The following is a 19,448-nucleotide window of genomic DNA, read 5'->3' as shown; positions in this document are numbered from 1 at the left end:
GCGTCCACTGAAGTAGCAGGAGGTTTCGATGGGTCAGGTAGTGTTCATCGTATGGCGGGAAAGCGTCGAGGCGCTGCTCGTCGTCGGCATTCTGTACGCGTGGCTGAAGAACGGTGACCAGCAGGCGCGGCACGGTTTGCCGTATCTGTGGGCGGGTGTCGCCGCCGGTATCCTGGCCGCGATCGGTCTGGGCGCGGCGCTGGTCGGCTTTACCGAAGTGCTGTCGGGCGATGCACAAGATTATTTTCAGACCGCGATGGTGCTCGTCGCATGCGTTCTGATCGTGCAGATGGTGATCTGGATGAAGTCGCATGGGCGCACGCTCAAACGCGACATGGAACAGTCGCTAAAGAAGAGCACGCAAAGCGCGAGTTGGTGGAGCATCGCCGTGCTGGTCGCGCTGGCGATCGCGCGTGAAGGCAGCGAGACGGTGATCTTTCTGTACGGCCTCGGCTTCGGCCAGTCGGGCCATGTCGAGACGAGCCAGATCGTGGCCGTGCTGATCGGCCTCGCGCTTGCGTTCGCCACCTTCTACCTGCTGCAGCTGGGCGGCAAGATTTTCTCGTGGCGGCTCTTCTTCCGCGTCACCGAAATCATGCTGCTGTTCCTCGGCGCGGGTCTGTTCCAGACGGGTGTCGACAAGCTGATCGACAAGGAAATCCTGCCGACGATCCTCGATCGCGTGTGGAATACGTCGATGATTCTCGACGACTCGAGCACGTTCGGCTCGCTCGTCGCGACGCTCACGGGTTACCGCGCGCATCCCGCGCTGATGAACCTGATCACGTATGCGCTGTACTGGGCTGTCGTGTGGTTCCTGATCCGCCGTTCGAAGCGCGCTCCGGCGCAGCAGACAGCAGGGCGCGCGGCATGAGCAGTGCAGTTGCAACCCGCCGCAGCCGGCTTGCAGAAGCCGGCCACTGGATGCAGCGCCACGGCGCTGTCATCCGCGGCATCCAGTGGGTCGTCGTTGGCGTCTATGCATTTCTGATTCTCGTGCCCGCGTTCACCGAACTGCCGGGCGACACGGCGCATCTGTGGAACAACCTGACGCTAGCCGCGCAGTTCGTGTTCTGGGGCATCTGGTGGCCGTTCGTGCTGCTGTCGATGGTGATGCTCGGCCGCGTATGGTGCGGCGTGCTGTGCCCCGAAGGCGCGCTCGCGGAGTTCGCGAGCAAATATGGACGAGGCTGGGCGATTCCGCGCTGGATGCGCTGGGGCGGCTGGCCATTCGTCGCATTCGGTCTGACGACGATCTACGGCCAGATGGTCAGCGTCTATCAATATCCGAAAGCAGTCTTACTAGTCTTAGGCGGATCGACCTTCGCCGCGATCATCATCGGATTGCTATACGGTCGAGAGAAGCGCGTCTGGTGTAAATACCTGTGCCCCGTCAACGGGGTATTTTCGCTTCTGGCGCGTCTCGCGCCGTTCCACTACAAGGTCGACGAGGAAGCGTGGCGCCGCTCGTACAAGGAAGGCGAGCACGGGCATCGCGTGATCCCGATCAACTGCGCGCCGCTCGTGCCGTTGCGCAACATGAAGGGCGCGTCGGCGTGTCATATGTGCGGCCGTTGCAGCGGGCACCGCGACGCGATTGCGCTGACGTGGCGCAAGCCGTCGTCGGAAGTCGTGGATCTCGGCGACAAGCAGGCGAGCGCGTGGGACACGGCGCTGATTCTGTACGGCCTGCTCGGCATCGCGATCGGCGCGTTCCACTGGACGGGCTCGCCGTGGTTCATCGACGTCAAGCAGTCGCTCGCGACGTGGCTCATCGATCACGACATCATGTGGCCGCTCGACACGAACGCGCCGTGGTTCCTGTTCACGCATTACCCCGAACAGAACGACGTGTTCTCGTGGCTCGACGGCACGATGATCATCGCCTACATCCTCGCGACGGGCGCGGTCTACGGCACGGCGCTGCTGGCGCTGCTGGCGGGCGCGACACGCGTGCTGGGCCGCTTCAACATGACGCGCCTGCATCATCTCGCGCAGGCGCTGATTCCGATCGCGGGCACGGGCGTGTTCCTCGGTCTGTCGGCGACGACGCTGTCGCTGCTCAAGGCCGAGCATGTGCCGCTCGACTGGGCGTCGGACGTGCGTATCGCGATTCTCGTGATCGCAAATGCGTGGAGCGCGTGGCTCGCGTGGCTGGTGACGGGCCGCTATTCGGCACGGGTTTTCCAGCGCGGGCTGTCGATGGTATGGTTCATGGCAGCACTGGCCGTCGTCGATAGCGCGTGGTGGCTGATGTTCTGGTACTGGCCGGCACACTGATCGGCGGCGCGCCGCGTACTGACTACGCGAGGCGCCTGTGAGAACCAAACCCGTATTGACCGACGAAGACGTCCGCTCCATGGCCGCCGCAGCCGAAGCGCATGCGGCGGCGAATCACTGGACCGTCACTGTCGCCATCCTCGACGATGGCGGTCACCTCCTCTATCTGCATCGAATGGACGGCGCTGCGCCCAGCACGGTCGACATGGCGACCGCGAAAGGGCGCACGGCGGCGCTCGGGCGTCGCGAGACCAAGGTCTACGAAGACATCATCAAGCAGGGGCGCATTGCGTTTCTAAGCGCGCCGCTCGCCGCGATGGTGGAGGGCGGCGTGCCGATCGTCGTGGAAGGCGAGACGGTGGGCGCAATCGGCGTGTCGGGCGTGAAGTCGGAGCAGGACACGGCGATCGCGCGCGCGGGCATCGCGGCACTCGTGTTGCACTGATATCGCACGCGGTTGCTTGTACAGCTGGCCGCCGCAAAAGACAGAAGCCGTGCAGATGGTTTCATCTGCACGGCTTCGTTTCGTCATTCGTCAAACGTCGCGCGATTCATGCGCACACGTTGTGGTGAGAACCAAAAAAGCGGCGTGGCTTGCTTCGACGGCTGGCTTGGTGTCTGCACGAAGGGGTCTAGATCTCGCGTGCAAGCCGTCGTGGCTGGCTAGTGCCCAACACCTCTCTGGGAGGTGGTCCCCACAATACCCGGTACTACTGCATCCTTACTTCGTCAGAATCAGCTTGCCCAATCGCGTGGCGCGCAGCTGATACGTCTCGCCGTTATGCACGATGCTCACATGGCTGCGGCCCTGGAGCAGCGCATCGCTACGCAGCACGCGTTCCGCCGACTCGGCAGTTTGCGCCGTATTGCCGCTGTTGCCTGCCTGACGTTCCGCAGGTGCCGTCGTCACCGATTTGGCCGGACGGCTGGTCGTGAGTGCCGCTGCTGCAGGGCGGCGCAGGCTGAGCGTGGAAGAGCGCGTCATGTTCGTCATGCTTGCCGTTAGTGTTCGTCGATTCGTTAGATTGATTCTAAATGATAACCATTCCCATTTACAAGGTTGAAGAATTAATCGATCTGAAGTTTTGATAGGCGAGGGGGTGTGCGCCGACCGAGGCCGGTCGGCGCACAGGCGGTTAGTGCAGCTGGTCGGGCGTATTGCGTGCGCTGACGTATTGGCGGATCAGCCGAACGGTATCGATATCCGACTCGCGATACGCCGATTTCACGATCTCTTGCGTCTGATGCGCATCCGGGTCGGTGTTGTCGTCGGCGGAGGGCAGGCTCGTTTTGTACTCGAAGCGCAGGAACAGCTGCAGTTCGTCGGGCTGCTCGATCGTCATCGTCAGCGAGCCGCCGACATAGTCCGCCGTCGCGTTGATGTCGTAGCGCACGCTTTCTTTCGGCGTGAGCGTGACGTGATCGCGCACGGTCGCGTGACCATAGTGCAGCTCGCGCTCCAGCGTGCTTTCGGTGCGCGCGAGGATCGAGCAGCTATCGAGGCCCATCACGAACAGCTGCGGCTGCTCTGCGCGCAGCACGAGACCTTCCCACAACTGCTCGCGCGTCATCGTTTCGACGAGCGGATTGAGGGGATCGTTGATCTGGATGAGATGTTCGAAGTTCAAGACGGCAGCTTCCTCTTAAAGCTCAAGGTTCACGCAGGTTCAAGCGCAGTTTCAAGCGCAGTTTCAAGCAACAGCCAAGCCCGTGCGGATCGAGATCGGATTGGTCAGGATCTTGTGCACGGGACATGCATTGGCGATTTGCAGGAGTCGTTCCTGCTGTTCGTCGGACAGATTGCCCGTCAGCACGATCTGGCGATCGATCGCCGTACCGTCGCCTTCTTTCTGCATCGACAGCGTCACGCGCACTTCGTCGAGCGGCCATCCTTTGCGCTGCGCGTACATCTTCAGCGTAATCGACGTGCACGCGCCGAGGCTCGACAGCAGCAGCGAATTCGGCGTCGGCGCGCGATCGCCGCCACCGAGCGACTCGGGTTCGTCGGCGAGCCATGTGTGCGCGCCGTCGTCGAACAGCACCTGAAAATTCGTCGAGCCGATGTGTGCGGTGACCTTCGTGTCTGCCATGCGCGCTCCTGTGCGGGACGTTGAATCGTAACGGGTGACGCCGCGCGGCGCAGGACGCGGCGCGCGGCTCGAATTGCTATTGTGAACGAATTTGCCGCGCTTCGCGGCTGAGTGTCGGCGCGCGAAAAAACGCCGCGATCTCAGTGCGTGATCTGTCCCATCCGACCCGCCTGATAGTCGATCACGGCCTGACGGATTTCGTCTTCCGTATTCATCACGAACGGGCCATAACGCACGACGGGCTCGTTCAGCGGCACGCCGCCGAACAGCAGCACATCTAGCGGCGCGTCGCCCGCGGCGATCGTCACCGTGTCGCCGTCGTTGTCGAACACGATCATCTGTTGTGGTCCGATTTCCAGCCGCTCGTCGCTATAAAAGCCGGTGCCCGACAACCCATACGCAAACACGCGATAGTCGCGCGGCACGGGATGCACGATCCGCGCGCCCGGCTGCAGCGTGAAATGCTGGTACAGAATGGGCGTGCGCGTTTCGATGGCGGCCTTCACGCCGAGCGCTTCGCCCGCGATCACTTTCACGCGCACCTTGCCTTCGTCCGAGGTCGCGACGGGAATGCCCGCCGACGGCATTTCCTGATAACGCGGCGCGATCATCTTGTCGCGCTTCGGCAGATTCACCCACAGCTGCAGGCCGTGCACGCGGCCGCCCGTCGCGACGAACGACGGATCGGGCATCTCGCTATGCACGACGCCAGCGCCTGCCGTCATCCATTGCACGTCGCCTGCGCGCAGCGTGCCCGAATGGCCCGCCGAATCCTTATGACCGAACTCGCCTTCAAGCACATACGTGACCGTTTCGAAGCCGCGATGCGGGTGATCGGGCGCGCCTTTCGCCTCGCCGGGCGCGTAGTCGACGGGGCCCATTTCGTCGAGCAGCAGAAACGGGTCGAAATCCATCAGCATGCGGGTCGGAAACGGCCGGTGGACGACGAAACCGCCGCCCTCAACCGTGCGTACGGACGGATACGTGCGTTCGATCGTGCGGGTCGCGCTCATCAAATCACCTCGAAAAATGGGGAATAGCACTGTTTCTGAAACATAGGGCTATTATATGGACCGCTTTTGGCCGTAACAGGCCGTCTGTCGCAATGGATTGTTCTGCTAGTGAAACGATGACATGAAGATCGACTCGCATAACCTGAACGACCTGATGTACTTCTCGCAGGTCGTCGAACACGGCGGGTTTTCCGCCGCCGAACGCGTGCTCGGCATTTCGAAGTCGCGCCTGTCGCGCCGGCTGACGGAGCTGGAGGCGTCGCTCGGCGTGCGCCTTTTGCAGCGCTCGACGCGCAAGCTCGCGCTGACGGAAGCAGGGCAGCTGTTCTACCAGCACTGTCAGGCGATGCTGTCCGAGGCGCAGGCGGCCGTCAACGTCGTGCAGCAACTGCGCGCGTCGCCGCGTGGCTCCGTGCGCGTGAGCGTGCCCGTGACGATCTCGCAGACCATCATGTCGCAGATCCTGCCGGAATTCATGCATCGTTACCCGGAAGTGCGCGTCGTGATGCGCGTGACGAATCGCGTCGTCGATCTGTTCGAAGATTCGATCGACGTCGCGCTGCGCGTGCGCTCCGAGCCGCCCGAGAACGCGAATATCGTCGTGCGGCCATTGTGGCGCACGCAGGCTATGCTGGTCGGCGCGCCGAGCCTCCTGAGCCAGAATGCGCCGCCGCTCGAGCCCGCCGATCTGAAGCGCTTCGAGACGCTCGACACGCCCACGGGCGACGGCCGTCACGTGTATCACCTGATCGCGCCCGACGGCACGCGCCACGCGCACGAGCATGAGCCGCGCCTCGTGTCGGCCGATCTGATGACGGTGACGGAAGCAGTGCTCGCGGGCGTCGGCATCGCAGCGCTGCCGGAGATGATGTACGGCGCCGCGTTGCGCAGCGGGCGGCTGTCGCCCGTGATGCCGGGCTGGACGCTGCCGTCGCCGCAGCTTTATGCCGTGTTCCTGTCGCGCCAGGGCATGGTGCCTGCAGTGCGGACCTTCGTCGACTATCTCGTCGAGATGCTCGATCCCGACACGGGCAAGCATATCCAGCAGGAATGTCCGGAGCGCGAGGCGAAGAATCTGCGCCTGAAAGCAGCGGTTGCCTGATGCATCGCGTATCAGCGTAGTCCCGAGCGGGCAGGGAATATCGTTTTTGCCATTTAAGCGCGGCCGGCGATGGATACTTTCAATGGCCGCAGGCTTGTACGAAAAAGCTCACAGGCTTATATTGAAATCCCTTCGCTAAGGAGCGTCCTATGCGAAAAATCACGGCCGCTTTGATAGTGAGCCTGATAGGGCTGACAGCGTTGTCCGTGTCGACCACGGCATTCGCATGTGGTGATCAGATCCAGAGCAGAAGCGACGGAAAATGATCCCGCCGCCCGAAGGCGCCGAGTGCGCATGAAAAAAGGCCTTCATCCGACGATGAAGGCCTTTTACTTTGGGCCCTGAAAAACAGGGCTTTTTCGATCAGACGAGGGCGGCGCGTTCAGTGCGCCTTCGGCTCCGTGACGAAGCCGATCTTGGTCAGTCCGCCTGCCTGCGCCGCCGACATCACCTCTGCAACTTTCTCGTACGCGACCTTGCGATCTGCGCTGAGATGCAGCTCAGGCTGCGGATTCTGCTGGGCAGCCGCGGCGATTTTCGCCTGCAGCACGTCGTCGGAAATTTTCTGCTCGTCCCACAGCAGATTGCCGTCGGCGTCGATCGAAACCGTCACCTGCGCGGGCTTCGTGTCTTCCTTCTGGCTGCTCGCGTGCGGCAGGTCGATCTTCACCGCATGGCGGATCACGGGGATCGTCACCATGAACACGATCAGGAGAACCAACATGACGTCGACGAGCGGCGTCATGTTGATTTCGTTCATGAGGCCGTCGTCTTCGTCGCCGGCGAAAGGGCTCATTGCCATCGCTATGTCTCGCTATTTAGTTGGCGCGGGTCGCGAGCCGAAGACCGTCTCCGCGTTTCGACGACGACAGGCGTGCGCCCGTGACGAAGAACGCATGGAGACCATGGGCAAAGCGGTTCAGCTTGCTGACGATACCCTTGTTGGCGCGCGTCAGTGCGTTGTAGCCGAGCACGGCGGGAATCGCGACGAACAGACCGAAGGCCGTCATGATCAGCGCTTCGCCGACGGGACCGGCGACCTGATCGATCGACGACTGACCCGTCGCGCCGATCGTCAGCAGCGCGTGATAGATGCCCCACACCGTGCCGAACAGGCCGACGAACGGCGCCGTGCTGCCGATCGACGCGAGGATCGCGAGACCCGCCTGCATGCGCGCGACGCTTTCGTCCATCGTGTCCTTCAGGCAGCGCGTGACCCAGTCGGACACGTCCATGCGGTCGTGCAGATGCGGTTGCGTCTGATGATGGTGATCGGCGGCTTCCTGGCCCGACAGTGCGAGCGCGAGGAACGGATTTTCAGCCGGCGACGACGTGTCGCGGCCGAGCTTCTTCACGCCGTCGGCGAAATCGTCCGAATGCCAGAAGGCCTTTTCGGCGTTCTTGGTGAGGCGGTTCAGGCGCATCACGTTCCAGCTCTTGACGACGATCACGCTCCACGACAGCACCGACATGATCAGCAACGCCAACGCGATGCCGCGTGTGACGAAATCCCCTTGTGCCCAGACGTGGGCAATACCGTAGTTCTGCATGGCAATTCCTTTTTTCTTTGAAATCTTTTTCAGCTGATCAGTTGTTCAGGCTGAAGTCGAACGGCTGAACGGCAGGCACGCGCGTCGCCTCGCCATCCACTACATAGGGCTTGCACGAACTGGAGCGGATAGCATCGAGCGCCGCCTGATCGAGGCGTTCATAGCCACTGCTCTTTTTCAGTTCGACGTTTTCGATCCGGCCGGACGCCGACAGGATGAACTGGACAATCGCCCGTCCCGTCTCGCCGCGCCGGCGCGACATCGCCGGATACGTCGGCTCGACGATGCTGCAGTTCAGATGCGACGCGTCTTTCGGCGCGGTGATCGACATCGTCGGCTTCGCAACGGGTGCGGCAGGCGCTGCGGGCGCAGCCGGTGCCGGAGGCGCGGGCGGTGCAGGAGCCGTTTCGGGCGCGCTGATCTCGTGCTGCGACGGCGCCTGGGCGACGGGCATCGGAGTCGGCGTGGGTTTGGGCGTCGGGCGCGGCTGCACCTTCGGCTTGACCTTCTGCACGGGCACAGGCTTCGGCGGCGGGGCCGATTCGATCGCGACGGGCGCGGCAGCGGGCGCCGGCGGCGGCAACAGCTCCGCCGTGATCGTGCGCTGCGTCTCGACGGGCACGGGCGGCAGCTCACGCACCGTGAAGGCGATAGCCAGCGCGACGACGTGAAGTCCGATGACGATTCCCGTCACCGTAGCGATACGCGGATTGATTCGGGCAGAAGCGTCCGGCGCGAAACCGGTTGGGAGAGAGGGCGTGGCCTGCATGGTCAGCGTGGCGGCGCGCCGTCGATGCAGCACGTCATGCGAAACAGCGTCATGTTCGGAATATCAGCAACGAGATACAAACGGTGGTCAGAAAACCGATCAGCAATTCCATTTCGAACTCCTCGAAGAATGGCGTCGCTGGCTGGTGTCGGACTGGCTTGCTGACGGCGGAAACAAAACAACTACGGCGCCCGGAACCGGCGCGCCTGATGAAGCGCTACGTTGAAACGCGGAGAAGTCCGGGAATCGTGGAATCCGGCTTCAGGCTGCCTTGCGTTCGTAGAAAGTCAGCGGCACAGCTTGCGTGTGATGCTCGACGCCGCAGTGGCTCGCGCAGACGCCGCTTTGTGCCATCACGTCCCGCACGGACTCCTCGCACTTGCCACAGCACATGGCGACGCCCAGCTCGAACTGGAGTTCGTCGAACGTGTCGATACCTTCGGCAATCGATGCACGGATTTTTCGGTCGGAAACAGACTTGCACACGCAGACAATCATGACAGCTCGCGATAGCTAACGTTAATGCGAATTATTATCATTTTGTTTGGGCCGTTTGGCAAGCGCCCGAGGCAAATTTTTGTAACAAAACCAGCCTGTTAGAAGGGTTTCAACCGGTGGGGAAACGACGTGGCGGCGCTTTTGCCGCTGGCCGAGGCGCGATTCATGCCGGACCCGCGCATCAAAATGACGCAGCGCAAAGGCCGCGCGAGACCGCCGTAGGTCGGTCTCAGGCGGCGTGCGAGTCCTGCGCGAGCGTGCGGCGCGACGGAATGTGCACGCGCTCGACGGGCGCGTCGATATCGAGCAGCCTCGCGGTCAGCTGTTTGAGATGCGCGCCGTCGCTGGTGGAGCAGAAGCGCGGCTGCGGCGCGGCGTCGCGTTCCGGCGAGCGCAGCCCTTGCTGATCGAGCACGCGCTCCAGTTGCCGGGCGATGGCGATGCTCGTGTCGATCAGCGTCAGCCGGTCGCCTGCGATGTCGCGGATCGCCGCGTCGAGAAACGGGTAGTGCGTACAGCCGAGCACCAGCGTATCGGCGCCCGCGTCGAGCATCGGCTGGACGTAGCTGGCAAGCAACGCACGCAATTCAGGCGATTCGATGTCGCAGCGCTCCACGGCTTCGACGAGCCCGAGGCCGGGCTGGCACAGAAAGCGGCAGTCGCTGGCGTAGCGTTCGAGCAAGCCCTGGAAGCGCGCGCTGCGCAGCGTGACGCGGGTCGCGAGAACGCCCGCCACACGCGACTTCGACTGCAGCGCCGCGGGTTTCACGCCCGGTTCGACGCCGATCAGTTGAATCGGCAGTTTTTCCCGCACCAGCGCGATCGATTGCGCGGTCGCCGTATTGCACGCGACGATCAGCGCCTTCGCACCCTGCGCGACGAGCCATTCGCCGATCGCGAGCGTGCGGTCCGCGATGAAATCGTCGTCGCGCTCGCCGTAGGGCGCGTACAGCGAATCCGCGACGTAGACGAGCGCTTCGTTCGGCAGCACCGAGCGAACCGCGCGAAGCACCGACAATCCGCCCAGACCCGAATCGAAAATGCCGACGGGCGCGCGCGGATCGAGCGTTGGCGACGAATTGGACACGGCAGAGGCGGGGGACGAAGCGATCATGGTTTCAACGGAAGCCATATAAGAAAATCCGCGCAGCGCTGCTTGAACGTTGCGCGGATCGGACCGCAGAAGTGTAGCAGGACTCGGGACGCTTCCTGCTCACGGTTTGTCTTATTCTTCCGGCGAACCCATCGCCGATTGCTGGTAATTCTGGATGCCGACCTTGTCGATCAGATCGATCTGCGTTTCGAGCCAGTCGATATGTTCTTCCGTGTCGTCGAGAATCGTCGTGAAGATTTCGCGCGAGATGAAATCGCGCACCGATTCGCAATAAGCGATCGCTTCTTTACACGTGCTCTGTGAAATCTGTTCGAGTTTCAAATCGCACTCGAGAATTTCCTTGGTTTCTTCGCCAATCAGCAGCTTGTGAAGATCTTGCAGATTCGGCAGGCCGTCGAGCATGAAAATGCGCTCGATCAGCATGTCGGCGTGCTTCATTTCACCGATCGATTCGTCGTACTCATGCTTGCCGAGCTTCTCCAGACCCCAGTGCTTGTACATCCGCGCGTGCAGAAAATACTGATTGATCGCGGTCAGTTCGTTCTTCAACTGGGCGTTCAGATATTCGATGACCTTTTTATCGCCTTGCATGATCTTTCCTTGTTAGTGCGGGTTTTCCCACAACAATAAACGCCTAAAAACCAAAAGCCAAGGACGAATATGGTTGTTGAGAATCATTCACGCAATTTAATTGTATTCGCGTGAACAATAAAAAAAGCCGGGACTATAACGTCCCGGCTTCCTTAAAACAAAGCAAATCTTCAGGCAGTCGCGACGGGAATCTTACCGATCTTCGCCTGCCATTCCTTCGGTCCCGTCTGATGAACGGAGGTGCCGTTCGAATCGACGGCGACCGTCACGGGCATGTCCTGCACGTCGAACTCATAGATGGCTTCCATGCCGAGGTCTTCGAACGCGAGCACCTTCGCGCTGCGGATCGCCTTCGACACGAGGTACGCCGCGCCGCCCACGGCCATCAGATACGCGGCCTTGTGCTTCTTGATCGCCTCGATCGCGACGGGACCGCGCTCGGCCTTGCCGATCATCGAGATCAGGCCCGTTTGCGCGAGCATCGTTTCCGTGAACTTGTCCATGCGCGTCGCCGTGGTCGGGCCTGCCGGGCCGACGGCTTCGTCGCGGACGGGATCGACCGGGCCGACGTAGTAGATCACGCGGTTCGTGAAGTCGACGGGCAGCTTTTCGCCCTTCGCGAGCATGTCGGCGATGCGCTTGTGCGCGGCGTCGCGGCCCGTCAGCATCTTGCCCGACAGCAGCAGCGTCTGGCCCGGCGTCCACGACGCGACTTGTTCCGGCGTAAGCGTGTTCAGATCGACGCGCTTGCTGGTTTCCGTGTTCGGCTGCCACGTGACCTTCGGCCATGCGTCGAGCGGCGGCGGCGTGAGCTTCGCGACGCCCGAGCCGTCGAGCGTGAAGTGCGCGTGGCGCGTGGCCGCGCAGTTCGGGATGATCGCGATCGGCTTCGACGCGGCGTGCGTCGGTGCCGCCATGATCTTCACGTCGAGCACGGTGGCGAGACCGCCCAGGCCTTGCGCGCCGATACCGAGCGCGTTGACCTTCTCGTGCAGTTCGACGCGCAGTTCTTCGATCCAGTCCTTCGGGCCGCGTGCGATCACGTCCTGAATGTCGATCGGGTCCATCAGCGATTCCTTCGCCATGACCATCGCCTTTTCAGCCGTACCGCCGATACCGATGCCGAGCATGCCGGGCGGGCACCAGCCTGCACCCATCGTCGGCACGGTCTTGAGAATCCATTCGACGATCGAATCCGACGGGTTCAGCATCGCAAACTTCGACTTGTTCTCCGAGCCACCGCCCTTGGCCGCGACCTGAACGTCAACGGTGTTGCCCGGCACGATCTCGTAGTGGATCACGGCGGGCGTGTTGTCCTTCGTGTTCTTGCGGCCGCCTTCGGGCGGCGACACGATCGACGCGCGCAGCACGTTGTCCGGGTTCAGATAACCACGGCGCACGCCTTCGTTGATCATGTCGGTGACGCCCATCGTCGCGCCGTCCCATCGCACGTCCATGCCGACCTTCACGAACACCGTGACGATGCCCGTGTCCTGGCAGATCGGGCGCTTGCCTTCCGCGCACATGCGGCTGTTCGTCAGGATCTGCGCGATGGCGTCCTTCGCGGCGGGGCTCTCTTCGCGTTCGTACGCGCGGCCGAGCGCCTCGATGTAATCGAGCGGATGGTAATAGCTGATGTACTGCAGCGAGTCCGCAATACTCTGGATCAGGTCTTCCTGTTTGATGACGGTCATGGCTAGCTCAGTGGGGCATTGTGGCGTTTGTTATGGCGACTGCTCGATAACGAGAGTCGCTCATGCGCCTTCAGGGGAGTTGGAAATCGTTGTGTGGTTGCCGTGTGCAGCGGGCTCGTGGAAATGCGCGGGGTGCGTATGCGTGGTCAGCCGGTCGACCAGCGCCATTACCAGCGCCGACACGAGGAACGTGACGTGGATGATCACCTGCCACATTACGGCCTGCTGCGAGTGTTTGTCGGGGTCGATGAAGGTCTTGAGCAGGTGAATCGACGAGATGCCGATCAGCGCCATCGACAGCTTCACCTTCAGCACGCCCGCGTTCACATGGTCGAGCCATTCGGGTTCGTCGGGATGACCTTCCAGGCCGAGGCGCGAGACAAACGTTTCATACCCGCCGACGATCACCATGATCAGCAGGTTCGAGATCATCACCACGTCGATCAGGCTGAGCACGACGAGCATGATGTTGGTTTCGTCAAGCGTCATTGCGTGCGTGACGAGGTGCCAGACTTCCTTCGCGAACAGCACGACGTAGACGCCTTGCGCGACGATCAGGCCCAGATAGAGCGGCACCTGCAGCCAGCGGCTCATGAAGATCACGGAAGGCAGAAGACGCATGCGGCGTGACTGGCCGGGTGAAGCGGGGCGTGGAGCGGTCATGAGTGGTCGGCGTAGTATTGGCGCTTCGAGATGACGATGGACGAATGACAGCGGGCACGGGCGCGCTCGCATCGACGACGGTGGATCACACGAAAAGCGAACGACCGAAGGTCAGGCGGCGCGGACAAAACCGGCCGGCGGAGCGCGTTGGGCGCGTTATTGTACAGCGTGATCCGTGACAGCCGTTCCGAGCCGCGCAGGGCTGCATGAACAGGCGCAACGGCGCGCGCAGGCTACGACGCCACGGGCGGCACGCGCCGCGCTTTCAGGCTGGCGAGCGCGATGCCCGCGACCACGCACGCAAGCGCCACGCCGTGCGCGAGCGTCGGCCGTTCGTCGAGAAACACGATGCCGTAGACGGCGGCCGCGACGGGCAGCACCGCGCTGAACACGCCCGCGAGACTGCCCGGCACGTGGCGGATGCCCTTCATCCACAGCCAGAACGAGAAGATGCTCGCCGACAGTCCATACCAGAGCACCAGCGCCCAGATGCTGGCGGGCACGCTCGCGTAATCGAAGGCGAGCAGCGACGACACGCCGAGCGGCAGCATCAGCAGCAAGCCGAACAGATGCGTGTATGCACAGATGTCGATGGGCGCGAGCGTCTGCGTGAGCCTGCGCGACAGGATGACGTAGAGCGATTCGCAGCAGACTGCGCCGAGCACCATCAGGTTGCCGGCAAACGAGCTTTCGCTGGATGCGCCTGCGCTCTGATCGGCATGTGCAAGATTGATCACGACCACGCCGACAATCGCGAGCGCTATGGACGCGAGCGCGCGGCCATCGGGCTTTTCCTTGAGGAAGATCCACGAGAACAGCGCGACGACGGCGGGTATCGTGCTGGTGATGACGCCTGCCGCGACGGCGCTCGTTCGATGCACGCCGTTGAGCATCAGCAGCGTAAACCCGAATGTGCCGAACAGCGCCTGCAGGAACAGATTGAGCCATTCGCCCTTTTTCACGCGGCGCAGCTTGCCGACGCGCAACAGCGGCCACAGCACGGCCATGGCGATCACGAAGCGCAGCAGAGCGAAGAGCGGAACGGGAACGAACGCGACAATCGATTTGCCGATACCGACGTTGCTGCCGACGAGCAGCATCGCGGCGATGAGGAACAGGGAATAGCGGTTCAACTGGAATCCATGCGGCGAGTTCAGTTAGCATTGTAAGAGGGCGCTAACAACGGTGCACAACCAGATGCGGGCGCAAGCCTTGCAACATGCCTGCATGACACCTGATAGCGCGTCGTGGAAACCTGGTGTTTTCGCCTATAAGCCGGTGGGCGCTCAGTAAGTGCGCGGTAAGTTGCAACGCTTATCGTGGGAAATGATCGAAGTTGATGAGTGCCCATGCCCGTGGGCACGAGGGTGGGAGACACGCCGCAGTCAGCACACGCGGCGCCACTACACGACATGGAGCGACGCGTTGCGCCTGACAAGGCCTGCATCGCGAGCGCATCAGAAAGGATTGACGTTTCATCTTCACCAAGGGGTAGTCGATGTCTGCGATTGAATCGGTTCTTCAGGAACGCCGCGTGTTTCAGCCTTCAGCCGAAGTGACGGCGCAGGCGACTGTGTCCGGCATGGACGCGTACAAGGCGCTCGTCGCCGAGGCGGAGCGCGATTACGAAGGCTTCTGGGGCAGGCTGGCGCGCGAAACGCTCAGCTGGAAAAAGCCCTTCACGAAGGTGCTCGACGAATCGAACGCGCCTTTCTACAAGTGGTATGACGATGGCGAACTGAATGCGTCGTACAACAGCATCGACCGGCACGTCGAAGCGGGCAACGGCGAGCGCGTCGCGATCATCTTCGAAGCCGACGACGGCACCGTCACCAACGTCACGTACAACGACATGCTGCAACGCGTGTCGCGCTTCGCGAATGCGCTGAAGAAACGCGGCATCAAAAAGGGCGATCGCGTCGTCATCTATATGCCGATGTCGGTCGAAGGCATCGTCGCGATGCAGGCGTGTGCGCGCATCGGCGCGACGCACTCGGTCGTGTTCGGCGGCTTCTCGTCGAAGTCGCTGAACGAGCGTCTCGTCGATGTGGGCGCCGTCGCGCTGATCACGTCCGACGAACAGATGCGCGGCGGCAAGGCGCTGCCGCTGAAGAACATCGCCGACGAAGCGCTCGCGATGGGCGGCTGCGAAGCGGTGAAGAGCGTGATCGTCTACAGGCGCACGGGCGGCAAGACCGGGTGGGACGACAAGCGCGATCTGTGGATGCACGAGATCACCGCGAGCGAGTCGGATCAATGCCCGCCCGAGTGGGTCGGCGCCGAACATCCGCTTTTCATCCTCTACACGTCGGGTTCGACGGGCAAGCCGAAGGGCGTGCAGCACAGCACGGGCGGCTATCTGCTGTGGGCCGCGCAGACGATGAAGTGGACCTTCGACTGGAAGCCGACGGACATCTTCTGGTGTACGGCCGACATCGGCTGGGTCACGGGCCACAGCTACATCACGTATGGCCCACTCGCGCTCGGCGGCACGCAGGTCGTGTTCGAAGGCGTGCCGACGTATCCGAACGCAGGCCGCTTCTGGGACATGATCCAGAAGCACAAGGTCACCGTGTTCTACACGGCGCCGACGGCGATCCGTTCGCTGATCAAGGCCGCCGAAGCCGACGCGAAGGTGCATCCGAAGAGCTACGACCTGTCGTCGCTGCGCATCATCGGCACGGTCGGCGAGCCGATCAATCCCGAAGCGTGGGTGTGGTACTACGAGAACGTGGGCGGCTCGCGTTGCCCGATCGTCGATACATGGTGGCAGACGGAAACGGGCGGTCACATGATCACGCCGCTGCCGGGCGCGACGCCGCTCGTGCCGGGATCGTGCACGCTGGCGCTGCCGGGCATCATGGCCGCCATCGTCGATGAAACCGGGCAGGACGTGCCGAACGGACAGGGCGGCATTCTTGTCATCAAGCGTCCATGGCCGTCGATGATCCGCACGATCTGGGGCGACCCCGAGCGCTTCAAGAAGAGCTACTTCCCCGAAGAACTGGGCGGCAAGCTCTATCTGGCGGGCGACGGCTCGGTGTGCGACAAGGAAACCGGCTACTTCACGATCATGGGCCGTATCGACGACGTGCTGAATGTGTCGGGTCACCGGCTCGGCACGATGGAGATCGAGTCGGCGCTGGTCGCGAATCCGCTCGTCGCGGAAGCGGCCGTGGTCGGTCGTCCCGACGACACGACGGGCGAAGCCGTGTGCGCGTTCGTCGTGCTGAAGCGCGCGCGTCCGGAAGGCGAAGAGGCCGCGAAGATCGCGGCGGATCTGCGCAACTGGGTCGGCAAGGAAATTGGTCCGATCGCGAAACCGAAGGACATCCGCTTCGGCGACAACCTGCCGAAGACGCGTTCGGGCAAGATCATGCGGCGTCTGTTGCGTTCGCTCGCGAAGGGCGAAGAGATCACGCAGGACGTGTCGACGCTCGAGAATCCGGCGATTCTCGATCAGCTGGGCGAGTCGCGCTGAGCTTGAGCCGCGCGTAAAGCGTTGAAGAGAATGAAGCGGTGCATCCGGTCTGGATGCGCCGCTTTTCATTGAGCTTCATGCGCACAAGCGAATCGTTGCACGGACAACCCCGATTGCCGATGCAACACGTTTTTGATAAACAGGCGCATGGCCGCGCCACACCACACCTCGCGACACACGATCAATCCCGTGCCCGAACCTCCGCCCGTGACGGAGGCGATGGCGCGCGCGCACGCGCGCTACTGGCGCTTTAACATCGCGTTGATCGCTACGTTGATGGTGATCGGCTTCGTCGTGTCCTTCGTCGTGCCGCTGATCGCGCGTAGTCTCGTGCAGATGCGCGTCGCGGGCTTCAGCCTGCCGTTCTATATGGGCGCACAGGGCGCGATTCTCGTATATCTCGTGCTGATCGCCGTCTACATCGTGCTGATGCAGCGCGCCGACGCGCAGCTCCAGCGCGTGCTCGAAGCGAGCGCGCAGAACGATTTCGCCGAGCGCACCGCCGACCGATGAAACTCGCGCATCGGCTGATCCGTTCGTATTCGCTCTACACGCTGGGCTTTGTCGCGTTCATCTATCTGCTCTGGCGTATCGAGGCGGTGAGCGGGCCGGGCATGTGGATCGGCTACGTGTTCCTGTTCGTGCCGATTGCCGTGTATGCCGTGATCGGCCTGCTGTCGCGCACGTCCGATCTCGTCGAATACTACGTGGCGGGGCGGCGCGTGCCGTCCGCGTTCAACGGTATGGCGACGGCGGCGGACTGGCTGTCGGCGGCGTCGTTCATCGGCCTCGCGGGCAGCATCTACGCGACGGGCTACGACGGCCTCGCGTACACGATGGGCTGGACGGGCGGCTACTGCCTCGTCGCGTTCCTGCTCGCGCCGTACGTGCGCAAGCTCGCGCGCTACACGATTCCCGATTTTCTCGGCACGCGCTTTTCGAGCAACGCGGTGCGCGGCCTTGCTGCGCTGTCGGCGATTCTTTGTTCGTTCGTTTATCTCGTCGCGCAGATTCAGGGCGTCGGGCTCATTGCGACGCGCTTCATCGGCGTCGACTTCGCGATCGGCATCTTCTGCGGGCTCGCGGGCATTCTGGTGTGCTCGTTTCTCGGCGGCATGCGCGCGGTGACGTGGACGCAGGTCGCGCAGTACATCATCCTGATCGTGGCGTTCCTGATTCCCGTGTCGATGATCGCGCACAAGGACGGGCTCGGCTGGGTGCCGCAACTGAGCTATGGCCGGTTGATGGAGCGCATCGAGCCGCTAGAGCGCAGCGTGCGCGATGCGCCGTTGGAGCAGGCCGTGCGCGACGACTACCGGATGCGCGCCGCGTTGATCCAGACGCAGATCGACAGCCTGCCGCAATCGTTCATCGACGAGAAGAGCCGTCTGACCGCGCAACTCGACGATCTCCGGCGGCATAACGGCCCGTTGCGCGAGATCGCCGATCTCGAACGGCGCATCGCGCGCTTTCCACGCGATCCGGCGATGGCGCAGATCGTGTGGGCACAGCAGCGCGACGAGATGATGCAGCGCGCGGCGGCGCCCGTGCCGATGCACGAACCGTTTCCCGCCGCGAATGAAGAAGAGCGGCGGCTGCATCAGCGCAACTTTCTATCGTTGCTGCTGTGTCTGTCGCTGGGGACGGCGAGCCTGCCGCACATCCTCACGCGCTACAACACGACGACGTCGGTGGCATCGGCGCGGCGCTCGGTCGGCTGGACGCTGTTCTTCGTCGCGCTGTTCTATCTGACCGTGCCCGTGCTTGCCGTGCTGATCAAGTACGAGATCCTGTCGAATCTCGTCGGGCATCGCTTTTCCGAACTGCCGCAATGGGTGATGCAATGGCGGCGCGTCGAGCCGTACCTGATCAGCATTGCAGATGTGAACGGCGACGGCATCGTGCGATGGAGCGAGATCCAGATGCAGCCCGACATGGTGGTGCTCGCCGCGCCCGAGATTGCGGGGCTGCCGTACGTGATGTCGGGGCTGATCGCGGCGGGTGCGCTGGCGGCGGCGCTATCGACGGCCGATGGTTTGCTGCTGACGATTGCCAATGCGCTCTCGCATGATGTGTACTACCACATGGTCGATCCCGAAGCGTCGAGTCAGAAGCGCGTGACGATCTCGAAGATTCTGCTGCTCGGCGTTGCGTTGTTAGCGTCGTATGTGGCATCGCTGAATGCGGGGAACATTCTGTTTCTGGTGGGCGCGGCGTTTTCGCTGGCGGCGTCGAGTCTTTTTCCTGTGCTCGTTCTAGGCGTGTTCTGGAAGCGCACGACGCGTCTCGGCGCAGTGGCGGGCATGGTGGCGGGGCTTGTGGTGTGCATCTGGTACATCGTGTCGACGTATCCGTTCTTCACGCAGCTGACGGGCTTCGTCGGACCGCGATGGTTTGGTATCGAGCCGATCAGTTCGGGCGTGTTCGGCGTGCCGGCGGGGTTTCTGGTGGCGGTGCTCGTGAGTCTCGTGGATCGGAAGCCGGATGCTTATACAAGGGCGCTGGTGGACTATATACGGCATCCGTGAGGGGTTGAGGGAGGAGTGCGAGCCGGGAAGCAGATAACTCCGCAAATCGGGACTGGATCGACGATGCAGGCGTGC

The 19,448-nt window shown here is 62.6% G+C and carries 21 protein-coding genes; 8 read left to right on the top strand and 13 right to left on the bottom strand.

Annotated features, from left to right (window positions below; translation table 11 throughout):
* Nucleotides 1–28: 28 nt before the first annotated feature.
* Genes QEN71_RS23855 through QEN71_RS23845 form a run of 3 tightly spaced genes read left to right on the top strand, consistent with a single transcriptional unit; the run spans nt 29 to nt 2,725 of the window.
* Entirely contained in the window at nt 29–874 is an 846-nt protein-coding gene (locus QEN71_RS23855; RefSeq protein WP_201660052.1) for an FTR1 family iron permease, read from the top strand.
* Nucleotides 871–2,280: a 4Fe-4S binding protein gene (locus tag QEN71_RS23850; RefSeq protein ID WP_201660055.1), complete on the top strand. Its 1,410-nt coding sequence runs from the start codon at nt 871–873 to the stop codon at nt 2,278–2,280. Before QEN71_RS23855 ends, QEN71_RS23850 begins: the two co-directional genes overlap by 4 nt.
* Nucleotides 2,281–2,317: 37 nt before the next feature.
* The gene (locus QEN71_RS23845; RefSeq protein WP_201660058.1) at nt 2,318–2,725 is read left to right on the top strand and encodes a GlcG/HbpS family heme-binding protein; all 408 of its coding nucleotides are present in this window, start codon (nt 2,318–2,320) and stop codon (nt 2,723–2,725) included.
* 276 nt (nt 2,726–3,001) lie between these two features.
* On the opposite strand, the gene hemP is transcribed toward QEN71_RS23845, so the two are convergent.
* The 4 genes from hemP to QEN71_RS23825 all read right to left on the bottom strand — a co-directional run bounded on the left by hemP (nt 3,002) and on the right by QEN71_RS23825 (nt 5,383).
* On the bottom strand, nt 3,002–3,274 hold the full coding sequence (gene hemP, locus QEN71_RS23840; RefSeq protein WP_201660061.1) for a hemin uptake protein HemP: 273 nt from the start codon (nt 3,272–3,274) through the stop codon (nt 3,002–3,004).
* 142 nt (nt 3,275–3,416) lie between these two features.
* Nucleotides 3,417–3,908 carry an SRPBCC family protein gene (locus tag QEN71_RS23835; RefSeq protein ID WP_201660064.1) on the bottom strand — a complete coding sequence of 164 codons (492 nt, stop codon included), beginning with the start codon at nt 3,906–3,908 and terminating at the stop codon, nt 3,417–3,419.
* 63 nt (nt 3,909–3,971) lie between these two features.
* Nucleotides 3,972–4,370, bottom strand: coding sequence for an OsmC family protein (locus tag QEN71_RS23830; protein ID WP_012401339.1), 399 nt, complete (start codon nt 4,368–4,370; stop codon nt 3,972–3,974).
* 140 nt (nt 4,371–4,510) lie between these two features.
* The gene (locus tag QEN71_RS23825) at nt 4,511–5,383 is read right to left on the bottom strand and encodes a pirin family protein (protein WP_201660066.1); all 873 of its coding nucleotides are present in this window, start codon (nt 5,381–5,383) and stop codon (nt 4,511–4,513) included.
* Between the two features lie 121 nt (nt 5,384–5,504).
* Between QEN71_RS23825 and QEN71_RS23820 the strand changes: the two genes are divergently transcribed.
* Nucleotides 5,505–6,485 carry a LysR family transcriptional regulator gene (locus tag QEN71_RS23820; protein WP_201660069.1) on the top strand — a complete coding sequence of 327 codons (981 nt, stop codon included), beginning with the start codon at nt 5,505–5,507 and terminating at the stop codon, nt 6,483–6,485.
* 382 nt (nt 6,486–6,867) lie between these two features.
* Here QEN71_RS23820 and QEN71_RS23815 read toward each other — a convergent pair whose 3' ends face one another.
* From QEN71_RS23815 to QEN71_RS23805, 3 genes are read right to left on the bottom strand one after another with little or no spacing between them, the layout of a single operon-like run.
* Nucleotides 6,868–7,287, bottom strand: a complete 420-nt coding sequence (locus QEN71_RS23815; RefSeq protein WP_201660071.1) for an ExbD/TolR family protein — start codon at nt 7,285–7,287, stop codon at nt 6,868–6,870.
* 16 nt (nt 7,288–7,303) lie between these two features.
* Nucleotides 7,304–8,035, bottom strand: coding sequence for a MotA/TolQ/ExbB proton channel family protein (locus QEN71_RS23810; RefSeq protein ID WP_201660074.1), 732 nt, complete (start codon nt 8,033–8,035; stop codon nt 7,304–7,306).
* A gap of 37 nt (nt 8,036–8,072) precedes the next feature.
* Nucleotides 8,073–8,804 carry an energy transducer TonB gene (locus QEN71_RS23805; protein WP_201660077.1) on the bottom strand — a complete coding sequence of 244 codons (732 nt, stop codon included), beginning with the start codon at nt 8,802–8,804 and terminating at the stop codon, nt 8,073–8,075.
* Between QEN71_RS23805 and QEN71_RS23800 the strand changes: the two genes are divergently transcribed.
* Entirely contained in the window at nt 8,713–9,030 is a 318-nt protein-coding gene (locus QEN71_RS23800; protein WP_201660208.1) for a hypothetical protein, read from the top strand. The genes QEN71_RS23805 and QEN71_RS23800 overlap by 92 nt on opposite strands.
* A 35-nt stretch (nt 9,031–9,065) precedes the next feature.
* Here QEN71_RS23800 and QEN71_RS23795 read toward each other — a convergent pair whose 3' ends face one another.
* The 6 genes from QEN71_RS23795 to QEN71_RS23770 all read right to left on the bottom strand — a co-directional run bounded on the left by QEN71_RS23795 (nt 9,066) and on the right by QEN71_RS23770 (nt 14,497).
* Entirely contained in the window at nt 9,066–9,302 is a 237-nt protein-coding gene (locus QEN71_RS23795) for a (2Fe-2S)-binding protein (protein ID WP_201660080.1), read from the bottom strand.
* A 229-nt stretch (nt 9,303–9,531) separates the two neighbouring features.
* Entirely contained in the window at nt 9,532–10,416 is an 885-nt protein-coding gene (gene murI, locus QEN71_RS23790) for a glutamate racemase (RefSeq protein WP_201660200.1), read from the bottom strand.
* Nucleotides 10,417–10,527: 111 nt separating this feature from the next.
* Nucleotides 10,528–11,007 (bottom strand): bacterioferritin, encoded by a 480-nt coding sequence (gene bfr, locus QEN71_RS23785; protein ID WP_201660083.1) that lies wholly within the window; start codon nt 11,005–11,007, stop codon nt 10,528–10,530.
* 170 nt (nt 11,008–11,177) lie between these two features.
* Complete coding sequence (locus tag QEN71_RS23780) at nt 11,178–12,701, bottom strand: fumarate hydratase (RefSeq protein WP_201660087.1); 1,524 nt, start codon at nt 12,699–12,701, stop codon at nt 11,178–11,180.
* A 60-nt stretch (nt 12,702–12,761) separates the two neighbouring features.
* A complete protein-coding gene (locus tag QEN71_RS23775) occupies nt 12,762–13,364 on the bottom strand; it encodes a TIGR00645 family protein (RefSeq protein ID WP_201660089.1) in 603 nt (200 codons plus the stop codon).
* 233 nt (nt 13,365–13,597) lie between these two features.
* The gene (locus tag QEN71_RS23770; RefSeq protein ID WP_201660092.1) at nt 13,598–14,497 is read right to left on the bottom strand and encodes a DMT family transporter; all 900 of its coding nucleotides are present in this window, start codon (nt 14,495–14,497) and stop codon (nt 13,598–13,600) included.
* A gap of 365 nt (nt 14,498–14,862) precedes the next feature.
* On the opposite strand from QEN71_RS23770, the gene acs reads away from it, so the two are divergent.
* The 3 genes from acs (at nt 14,863) to QEN71_RS23755 (ending at nt 19,373) form a co-directional block, all read left to right on the top strand.
* Nucleotides 14,863–16,845, top strand: coding sequence for an acetate--CoA ligase (gene acs, locus QEN71_RS23765; protein WP_201660095.1), 1,983 nt, complete (start codon nt 14,863–14,865; stop codon nt 16,843–16,845).
* A 147-nt stretch (nt 16,846–16,992) separates the two neighbouring features.
* On the top strand, nt 16,993–17,358 hold the full coding sequence (locus QEN71_RS23760) for a DUF4212 domain-containing protein (RefSeq protein ID WP_201660098.1): 366 nt from the start codon (nt 16,993–16,995) through the stop codon (nt 17,356–17,358).
* Entirely contained in the window at nt 17,355–19,373 is a 2,019-nt protein-coding gene (locus tag QEN71_RS23755) for a sodium:solute symporter family protein (RefSeq protein ID WP_201660101.1), read from the top strand. The genes QEN71_RS23760 and QEN71_RS23755 overlap by 4 nt, the downstream gene beginning before the upstream one ends.
* The last annotated feature ends 75 nt before the right edge of the window (nt 19,374–19,448 follow it).

The sequence above is a fragment of the Paraburkholderia sabiae genome, from assembly GCF_030412785.1.
Taxonomy (GTDB): Bacteria; Pseudomonadota; Gammaproteobacteria; order Burkholderiales; family Burkholderiaceae; genus Paraburkholderia; species Paraburkholderia sabiae.
Note: the sequence above shows the minus strand (reverse complement) of the source record. Positions and strands in the feature narration are given on the sequence as shown.

What these genes read in the sequence shown, in the direction of transcription:
- QEN71_RS23855 (WP_201660052.1), top strand. Translation starts at nt 29, where the DNA reads ATGGGTCAGGTAGTGTTCATCGTATGGCGGGAAAGCGTCGAGGCGCTG.
- QEN71_RS23850 (WP_201660055.1), top strand. Translation starts at nt 871, where the DNA reads ATGAGCAGTGCAGTTGCAACCCGCCGCAGCCGGCTTGCAGAAGCCGGC.
- hemP (WP_201660061.1), bottom strand. Translation starts at nt 3,274, where the DNA reads ATGACGAACATGACGCGCTCTTCCACGCTCAGCCTGCGCCGCCCTGCA.
- QEN71_RS23830 (WP_012401339.1), bottom strand. Translation starts at nt 4,370, where the DNA reads ATGGCAGACACGAAGGTCACCGCACACATCGGCTCGACGAATTTTCAG.
- QEN71_RS23825 (WP_201660066.1), bottom strand. Translation starts at nt 5,383, where the DNA reads ATGAGCGCGACCCGCACGATCGAACGCACGTATCCGTCCGTACGCACG.
- QEN71_RS23820 (WP_201660069.1), top strand. Translation starts at nt 5,505, where the DNA reads ATGAAGATCGACTCGCATAACCTGAACGACCTGATGTACTTCTCGCAG.
- QEN71_RS23815 (WP_201660071.1), bottom strand. Translation starts at nt 7,287, where the DNA reads ATGGCAATGAGCCCTTTCGCCGGCGACGAAGACGACGGCCTCATGAAC.
- QEN71_RS23810 (WP_201660074.1), bottom strand. Translation starts at nt 8,035, where the DNA reads ATGCAGAACTACGGTATTGCCCACGTCTGGGCACAAGGGGATTTCGTC.
- QEN71_RS23800 (WP_201660208.1), top strand. Translation starts at nt 8,713, where the DNA reads ATGACGATTCCCGTCACCGTAGCGATACGCGGATTGATTCGGGCAGAA.
- QEN71_RS23805 (WP_201660077.1), bottom strand. Translation starts at nt 8,804, where the DNA reads ATGCAGGCCACGCCCTCTCTCCCAACCGGTTTCGCGCCGGACGCTTCT.
- QEN71_RS23795 (WP_201660080.1), bottom strand. Translation starts at nt 9,302, where the DNA reads ATGATTGTCTGCGTGTGCAAGTCTGTTTCCGACCGAAAAATCCGTGCA.
- murI (WP_201660200.1), bottom strand. Translation starts at nt 10,416, where the DNA reads ATGATCGCTTCGTCCCCCGCCTCTGCCGTGTCCAATTCGTCGCCAACG.
- bfr (WP_201660083.1), bottom strand. Translation starts at nt 11,007, where the DNA reads ATGCAAGGCGATAAAAAGGTCATCGAATATCTGAACGCCCAGTTGAAG.
- QEN71_RS23780 (WP_201660087.1), bottom strand. Translation starts at nt 12,701, where the DNA reads ATGACCGTCATCAAACAGGAAGACCTGATCCAGAGTATTGCGGACTCG.
- QEN71_RS23775 (WP_201660089.1), bottom strand. Translation starts at nt 13,364, where the DNA reads ATGACCGCTCCACGCCCCGCTTCACCCGGCCAGTCACGCCGCATGCGT.
- acs (WP_201660095.1), top strand. Translation starts at nt 14,863, where the DNA reads ATGTCTGCGATTGAATCGGTTCTTCAGGAACGCCGCGTGTTTCAGCCT.
- QEN71_RS23760 (WP_201660098.1), top strand. Translation starts at nt 16,993, where the DNA reads ATGGCCGCGCCACACCACACCTCGCGACACACGATCAATCCCGTGCCC.
- QEN71_RS23755 (WP_201660101.1), top strand. Translation starts at nt 17,355, where the DNA reads ATGAAACTCGCGCATCGGCTGATCCGTTCGTATTCGCTCTACACGCTG.